Source organism: Candidatus Zixiibacteriota bacterium, from assembly GCA_040752815.1.
In the GTDB taxonomy this organism is placed as follows: Bacteria; Zixibacteria; MSB-5A5; order GN15; family FEB-12; genus JAGGTI01.
Genome location: JBFMGC010000081.1, coordinates 1 through 7,399 on the forward strand (window position 1 = coordinate 1; position 7,399 = coordinate 7,399).

At 57.6% G+C, this 7,399-nt stretch carries 7 protein-coding genes; 4 read left to right on the forward strand and 3 right to left on the reverse strand.

The features are described 5' to 3' along the window. On the reverse strand, positions 1–1,096 hold a 1,096-nt coding region (locus AB1772_12850), incomplete at its 3' end, for an oligopeptide transporter, OPT family (protein ID MEW5797229.1). A gap of 538 nt (positions 1,097–1,634) precedes the next feature. Between AB1772_12850 and AB1772_12855 the strand changes: the two genes are divergently transcribed. Next, positions 1,635–2,459 carry a FlgD immunoglobulin-like domain containing protein gene (locus AB1772_12855; GenBank protein MEW5797230.1) on the forward strand — a complete coding sequence of 275 codons (825 nt, stop codon included), beginning with the start codon at positions 1,635–1,637 and terminating at the stop codon, positions 2,457–2,459. A 329-nt stretch (positions 2,460–2,788) separates the two neighbouring features. Here the strand turns inward: AB1772_12855 and AB1772_12860 are convergent, their stop codons facing one another. After that, the gene (locus AB1772_12860) at positions 2,789–3,820 is read right to left on the reverse strand and encodes a hypothetical protein (protein MEW5797231.1); all 1,032 of its coding nucleotides are present in this window, start codon (positions 3,818–3,820) and stop codon (positions 2,789–2,791) included. 243 nt (positions 3,821–4,063) lie between these two features. Here AB1772_12860 and AB1772_12865 point away from each other — a divergent pair, with 243 nt between their 5' ends. From AB1772_12865 to AB1772_12875, 3 genes are read left to right on the forward strand one after another with little or no spacing between them, the layout of a single operon-like run. Further along, positions 4,064–4,771, forward strand: coding sequence for an ABC transporter permease (locus tag AB1772_12865; protein MEW5797232.1), 708 nt, complete (start codon positions 4,064–4,066; stop codon positions 4,769–4,771). Continuing rightward, a complete protein-coding gene (locus tag AB1772_12870) occupies positions 4,768–5,559 on the forward strand; it encodes an ATP-binding cassette domain-containing protein (GenBank protein MEW5797233.1) in 792 nt (263 codons plus the stop codon). The genes AB1772_12865 and AB1772_12870 overlap by 4 nt, the downstream gene beginning before the upstream one ends. A 10-nt stretch (positions 5,560–5,569) precedes the next feature. Then, the gene (locus AB1772_12875; GenBank protein ID MEW5797234.1) at positions 5,570–6,505 is read left to right on the forward strand and encodes an MlaD family protein; all 936 of its coding nucleotides are present in this window, start codon (positions 5,570–5,572) and stop codon (positions 6,503–6,505) included. Between the two features lie 51 nt (positions 6,506–6,556). Here the strand turns inward: AB1772_12875 and AB1772_12880 are convergent, their stop codons facing one another. After that, a complete protein-coding gene (locus tag AB1772_12880) occupies positions 6,557–7,273 on the reverse strand; it encodes a DUF6624 domain-containing protein (protein ID MEW5797235.1) in 717 nt (238 codons plus the stop codon). Between the last annotated feature and the right edge of the window lie 126 nt (positions 7,274–7,399).

Consider the following 7,399-nt stretch of genomic DNA (forward strand, 5'->3'; position numbering starts at 1 on the left):
CGGTCACGAAGAAGAACCCGAACAGCACGATAAGCACCGCCGATATGGCGTTGATATTCAAAATAGGGGCGAGCCAGATGGCAATCACCAGGCCGATACTGCCGAACACGACTACCGAGAGCGGCAGGTCCCGGTCAGTGCGCGGGACATTATTTGTGTCCACTTTCCCTTTGCGCGAGTCCAGAAATGTGGCAAATCCTCTCCGGAAGGCTGAGATGATAGTCGGGAACGACCGGATCAGGCTGATAATCCCGCCCGTGGCCACCGCCCCCGCTCCGATATACAGCACGTAAGCGTTACGCACTTCGCCGGGGCTCATGTCTTTGATAAGTGTAGTGGCCGGGAAGAGGACCGAATCGAGGTGCTCTCCGAATATCGTAATCGCAGGAATCAAGATGAGATATGACAGCATCCCGCCGGCCAGCATGTTCGCGGAAACTCGGGGGCCAATAATATAGCCGACACCCAGCAGTTCCGGGGTGACCTCTGCCGAGATCGACGCTCCCTTGAAAAACGACAGAAGCCGCTCTGGTATTTCCGCCCACAGCTTCATGCCGGCGTTAACGAATTTGTAAAGCGCCCCAAGCCCGAATCCGAGAAAGACAGTTCTCGCGTTGGTGCCGCCCTGTTCGCCGACAATGAGCACGTCGGCGCAGGCGGTACCCTCCGGATAGGTCAGTTTGCCGTGTTCCTTGACAATCAGCCCCTGCCGCAGGGGAATCATCATCAGCACGCCCAGAATCCCGCCCAGTAGTGCCATTACCAGAATAGGCAGGAGGTTCATGTCCAGCCCAAGCAGCAGGAACACCGGCATGGTAGTAGCCACGCCGAACGCTATGGACTCACCCGCCGAGCCGGTGGTCTGGACGATATTGTTCTCGAGAATGGTCGCACGCCCCAGCACCCGAAACAGCGTGATCGAGAGAACCGCAATCGGGATAGATGCGCTCACAGTCATGCCGACTTTAAGCGCCAGGTAGACTGACGACGCGGCGAAGACAATACCCAGAATGGCCCCGATAGTGACAGCCCTGAAAGTGAATTCCCGTGGGCTTGCGGACGCCGGAACGAACGGTTTGAAATCAGAGTGTGACATAGTGTGTGCTCATTTTGGAGGGGGTTGGCGAAAACACGCGGTATTATGGCGCAAACAAAGCGCTGTGGCAACGGCGGAGTTGACGGAATGGGGGGTAGCTTCCGGGGCTATTTCGCCGGGGTTAGATGCGTTATCAAGGACTTAACAGGAATCTAACGCCCTTTTCTTGGATATTATGGAACCGTTTGGGCGGAAGAGTGTTACCAGTATTAGGAAAGCGTTTGCAGTGTCCGTAAACTTAATTGGAGGACCTGAAGAGTCATTGGACGACCGGCGCGACTTTCCGGTCTCGTTAAGCGATTGACTGACAATCTTAAACAGAAATCTCTTGACATCTGGACCCAGTCGGCTTTACTTTTGATTGGGACGCTTGTTAGGTAATCGATACCCTTCACCTCCGCTTGCTGTACATACGAAGGAAGAAAATGACGCAGTTATGGAAATCGATTGCGGCGGGTAGCGGTTGCCGACAGGTATTGGAGTGCCCATCGGACAACCACAACAACAACCTTTTCAACCCTGAGGGGGTGAAATGTCGTTGAAACAGCTTAAAAAAGTGACAGTGATTGTCGCGATCGTGATGCTCCCGGCGTGGGTGTTTGCGGCCAACAAGTTTGCGCCCGCTGCCGCCGTCGCCGGCGAAAACAGCACCGTGGTGGTTCCGCTGACCATAGCGAATGCCGACGGTGTCATTGCGATTGACATCCCACTGAAGTTCTCCGAAGGCGTGACCCTGAAAGAGGTTACTTTCGAGGGTACACGGGTGGAACACTTTGATCTCAAGATCGCCAAGATCGAAAACGACAAACAATCGGTCGTGATCGGTCTGATCCACCAGCTCAGCCCTGACCCGCGCGCGCCGCTGTCGGCGGGCGAGGGGACGGTGGCCAACCTGGTGTTCGAGATCAACAACCCCTCGGTGACGGAAATCCGTATCGAGGAAAACGAGACCTCCAGTCCGGCGCATGACCTGGTGTTCATTTACAACACTCGGTCGCGGCCCGGGCAGATTGCGTTCGACGAAGTCCATCCGGATTTCGCCGGGGTCTCGGTGGCGTTGTCCGGCGTGAACGGTGCGCTGCCGGCAGAGTACGCTCTGGCGCAGAACTACCCGAACCCGTTCAACCCGTCCACCCAGATTGGTTTCGCGCTCCCGACTGAGTCTGAGGTCGAATTGAGCGTGTTCAACATTCTGGGTCAGAAAGTGACCACCCTGACGTACGGCAAGATGCCGGCCGGTAATCACACCGTTACCTGGAACGGCACGGATGCTGACGGAGGCGCAGTGGCGAGCGGCATTTACTTCTATCGGATCACGGCGAATAATTTCGTCGAGACCAAGAAGATGATGCTGCTGAAGTAATCAGGATCCGACAAGACCTGATCCAACGTTTTTCGCGTGTTCAATAAAGCTCGGAAAGCTCTGCCCGTAGGTCCCGGGCAGGGCTTTCTATTGTGTTTTCCGGGGTAGTGTCCGCGAATCGAATTGAGGTGTGGGGGGACTTTGCGAGGCCACCGGGGCGTGTCACTCGAGGGCTCGGGTTGACGTGCTGTCGGGCGACCCTGCCCGACCGCAACTCTTAAGGCGAGAGTTTTCTCAATCCCACCCGCAAGCGGGTGGGCCACCGGGAGGCTGGTGGAGCACAGGGAGGCAAGGGATTGGCGATTCCCCTTCGGTTCATCCGCGCGCGGTCAGCGCACGGCTAGCGTGACGATCTCCTCCTCTTTGGCCGGCTGCACCATGAATTCCTCGGTCGACCTGTCGGAAAGGCGCGTCGAAACTACTTTTACCGATGGCGCTTCCCGTGCCGACGTATAACGCGCGGTGATCGCCCCCGCCGCCTTCAAGTGCGGCTCACTGGCTGTTCCCACCAGAAGCGTGAGCGGTGAACCGACATCGGGCAGCTCCACCGTTACGTGGTGTTCCCTGGCCATGCCCATCAGTTGACGGTTCTCGGATTCGTTTCGCCCCACGACAATCTTGGTGTCTTCGGCCAGTCGGAAGTGCCGCCCGATCTTCAGCAGATTCAGATCATCAAATGTCAGCCTGTCCGTGTGCGCGAGCAGATCGCGGAGGCGGTTGGAGTAACCGTGGTCGGTCAAAAGACAGCCTCCCGCAGGCGAGGGGTAATCCTCCAGGCCGAACTGCTTCGCCAGTTCCAGTTGTCGCTGCCGCGAGCGACCCTTGATTCCCTCCAACTGCTCACGGTCGACCAGGCCGGACAGCTCGACCTCGGTCGGGGGAAGTAGCCTGGCCGAAAGCGGTCTGAGCAGCCTGCCCTTGACACCCGCCTCGCGTTCGGTGAGATTCAACTTGTCCTTGACCTGCGAAAAAGGCCGCTGGCCCATGACTTCGCCGGTGATGATGAAATCAGCGTTCGTCATCTCCATGAGCGCGCGCGCCTCGCTCAGCATCAGAATTCGGCAGTCCACGCATACGTTCATTTCCTTGCCGCGACCGTATTTCGGGTTGGCCACGATATTGACAAACTTCTGGCCGAGGTGCATCAGCTTGACATTGAAGCCGAACTTCTCGGCGGTCGGGAACGGATTGGAGCCGCACGACGAGCGGTCTCCCAGGTCGCAGCCGAAATGGGTCATGAACGTGAGAGCGGTCACCTCGATATTCTGGCGCAGAACGAGCAGTATGGCCAGCGCCGAATCCAGCCCGCCCGAAAACAACGCTATGGCATGGCCCCGCTTGGAACCGTCCTGATTATACACTTTCGTCTCCGAACATCGGTCATCTTCTCCGCACACCCATAACGCTGCCGGGAGGCCGGTTGTTGGCCCGATTATACGAGATTCTGTCCCGGGCGCAACGGACCGTTTAGTCTTGACTCCCAGAGGGCACCGGCCTAAACTGCCCGATGTAACCGAAAGGACAGCAGCATCTTTTACGGTATTGACAATGTCATCAAGCGCTGGGCCTTCGAGTGCCAGAGCATTTTCTACTTCTCGCTCCGGATGCTGGCCTCGCTGGGGCGACGGCCGTTCTATCTGTCCGAGACGCTCGAACAGATGTACCTCATCGGGGTAGGTTCACTGCTGCTGGTGGCCCTGACCGGTATCTTTTCCGGACAGGGGCTTGCGCTGGCCTTCTCCCAGGAGCTGGCGACGTTTGGAGCGAAAGACTACCTGGGGAGGATTGTCTCCATGGCGATCGTGCGGGAGCTCGGGCCGATTCTGACCGGCCTGATGGTAGCTGCCAGGGTGGCGGCTGGGATCACCGCCGAAATTGGAGCGATGAAATCGTCCAACCAGATCGACGCCATGGTGGCGTTCGGAATCGATCCGCTCAAGAAGATCGCCCGCCCCCGACTGATTACTCTGATCATCATGGTGCCGGCTCTGACTGTCGTGTGCGATGCGATCGCGATTACCGGCGGCTGGGTGGTGGGGAGATTTATTGCCAATGTCACCACCACGACCTATTGGTCGCAGGTGTTTCTCAAGCTCAACTACGGCAATATCCTGATGGGGCTGTTCAAGCCGTTCTGCTTTTCGTTCGTCATCGCATTTATCTCTTGCTACTGTGGTTTCACGGCGGAGGGCGGCACGAAGGGAGTGGGTCGGGCCACGACCAACTCCGTGATGTTTTCGTCGATCGTCATTTTGATCGTTAACTTCTTTATCACCAAAATTCTCGGTAACTGGCTGAAGGGGTACTTTTGATCGAGCTTCGGGCAGTAGACTTCTCGTACTGGGATAAACAGGTTCTGAAAAACGTCTCGTTCAAAGTGGACGAGGCCGAGATGCTGGTCATTATGGGACCGTCGGGTTCGGGCAAATCCACGATCCTGCGCCTGATTCTCGGATTGGAGTGTCCTCAGCGAGGCGAGGTGATTATCGACGGCGAGAACATTTGTATCATGAAGGAGCGCGACAAGCAGGAGGTCCGCAAGAGGATCGGCATGGTCTTCCAGGACGGCGCTTTGTTCGATTCTCTTACGGTCGGCGAAAATGTCGGCTATTACCTGCTTGAGCACACACGCATGTCATGGTCGGAAATCACGGTGAAGGCAAGAGAGATGCTCGGGTTTGTGGGTCTCGACGCCAATGAAATCGGCGATAAGCTGCCCGAGGAACTCTCGGGCGGGATGCGGCGACGGGTAGCTATCGGCCGGGCGCTCCTCTCGACCAATCCCAAGGTGATGCTCTATGACGAACCGACTACCGGTCTCGATCCCCACGCCACCGAAAACGTGCTGGGGCTCATAACCCGACTTCACGAGGAGAAATCAATCGCGTCAATTGTGGTAACCCACCAGATTGCCGACGCGCTCGAGATTGCCGACCGCTTCGTAGTCATTCATGAGGGCCAGGTGGCGTTCGACGGTTCACTCGAGGCGTTGCGCGCCTCGAACGATCCCTGTGTCACCGATTTTCTGGGACCGTTTCGCGCGTCGTTTGGGCGGGTGGCCAGGAAGCGCTTTATAGGTTTGGACGATATTAGAAGCTGAGGACAATAGTATGCGACGATCAGTCAAGATCAAGTGGGGCGCCGTGCCGGTTGGCCTGCTTATCATGGGTGCGATTATTATCCTGATGTACACGTCGATGACCGGCGGAGGGACATCGGTGTTCGAACCCAAGATCACCTTCGTGTGCTACTTCGAAAATGTCAACGGACTGGTGCGCGGTTCGCCGGTGTGGATGTCGGGTGTCGAGGTGGGCAATGTCACGGGGCTGGATTTCGAGATCGCCGAGCAGGCCCGCCAGGTGAAAGTGTACTGCCGCGTGACCAGGAAGATCCACCGTTATTTGAACGCCGACGCCCGCGTGCAGCTCGGGACCATTGGTTTTCTGGGCGACAAGTATATCGAGATTCTCCCCGGCCTGACCGGGGCCGCCCCGATCCAGGCCGATGCCGTGATTGCCACCAAGGATGTCGGCTCGGCCACCGCCATGTTCGAGGCGGGGGAGAAGGCGCTGAAAGACGCCGGCCAGCTGGTCGGCAGTCTTGACAGCTTCCTGGTGCGGGTGAACCGGGGCGAGGGATCGCTCGGGCAACTGGCGGCGAACGACACTCTTTACCAGCAACTCACGGCGCTGCTGACCAACCTGACCAAAGTTACCTCCACGTTGCACAAGAACCAGCAAGAGATGATGGAGTCGATCACCCACATGTCGAAATCGGTGGGCGACCTGGCATCGCAGGTGAGCGAGGACCGCGGCACACTGGGCAAGCTGGTCGCCGATTCCGCACTCTATGACAATTTGAATGCCACCACAGCGCGCCTTGACTCGATCCTGACCAAGATCGACCGCTCGGAAGGCAACCTGGGGATGCTCGTGAATGACACGGCGCTCTATACTGAGCTTAGCAACTTGCTCACTCGCGCGAACAACCTGATCACGGATATCGAGAAGAACCCGAGGCGGTATTTCAAGTTCAGCGTGTTTTGAGCGGATGGGGAGTGGGGGGCCGATAGAGGTAGAGCCGGTGCAGTGTCAGCTCTATTTCGCCGTATCGCCGCCAAGGTTGAAGATCACCGTGGTCTTCGAGCGCTGCGAGAGCGATTCCGGCTCGATTCCCATACTCCGAATGTAATCCGCCAGCGGCGCCAGACCGACCTCGGCACGCCGAAAGTCGACATTGATAGAGTCATCGATAGGATACAGGCCCAGTTTGCCGGTCGACGGGTCACTCCACAACTGAGTGCCGTATTTCTGCGGTTTGTCCTGGCGCATGAACACGCGGTCCTGAAGCATCGCCAGGTGTGCGCGCTCGACATCGCCTTTCGCCGCGGCCGCCTCGACCAGCGGAAGGTACTTCAATTGTATCTCCAGTTCGGCGTGCTGTAGAACGAGGAAGGCCGCCAGCGCAGCCTGATCGCCCACCAGCGACTTGCCCGGCCAGCCGTGCAGCGCGATGATCTCTTCGAGCCTGACCATGTTGACGCTGTCATGATGATTGGACACCTGCGAGGCTTCTCGTGTTTCAGGCGCCCCCCATCCCTTTTCGTCAATGAGCGAGTCAAGCAACTCCCGGTCGCGCTGCTGCTGATCGGCCATCATGATGAGCTGGCGGATAAGCGTGCCCTGGACCTGATCGGGGGTAAGTGTTTTCGGCTCCTTCGATTCCTTGGTGCAGGAGATTAAGAGATGGAGGGCAATTACAACGACTATTGTCGTCGCGCCAACGGTGTGACGGCCGGTCCGAGAATCTCTCATGTTCCTTTTACTCCGGTACCCCACCCAACGGGTGGGTTTTTGTGATGGTCAGTCGACTCTATGCTTTTGCCGTCACTGTAAGTGAGTCAAACAGGCTAGTGGCAGAACCGCCGGTCGCTCGCTAAC

Excerpts from the sequence above, each read along its gene's own strand:
- AB1772_12865 (MEW5797232.1), top strand. The coding sequence starts at position 4,064 with ATGCTGGCCTCGCTGGGGCGACGGCCGTTCTATCTGTCCGAGACGCTC.
- AB1772_12875 (MEW5797234.1), top strand. The coding sequence starts at position 5,570 with ATGCGACGATCAGTCAAGATCAAGTGGGGCGCCGTGCCGGTTGGCCTG.
- AB1772_12880 (MEW5797235.1), bottom strand. The coding sequence starts at position 7,273 with ATGAGAGATTCTCGGACCGGCCGTCACACCGTTGGCGCGACGACAATA.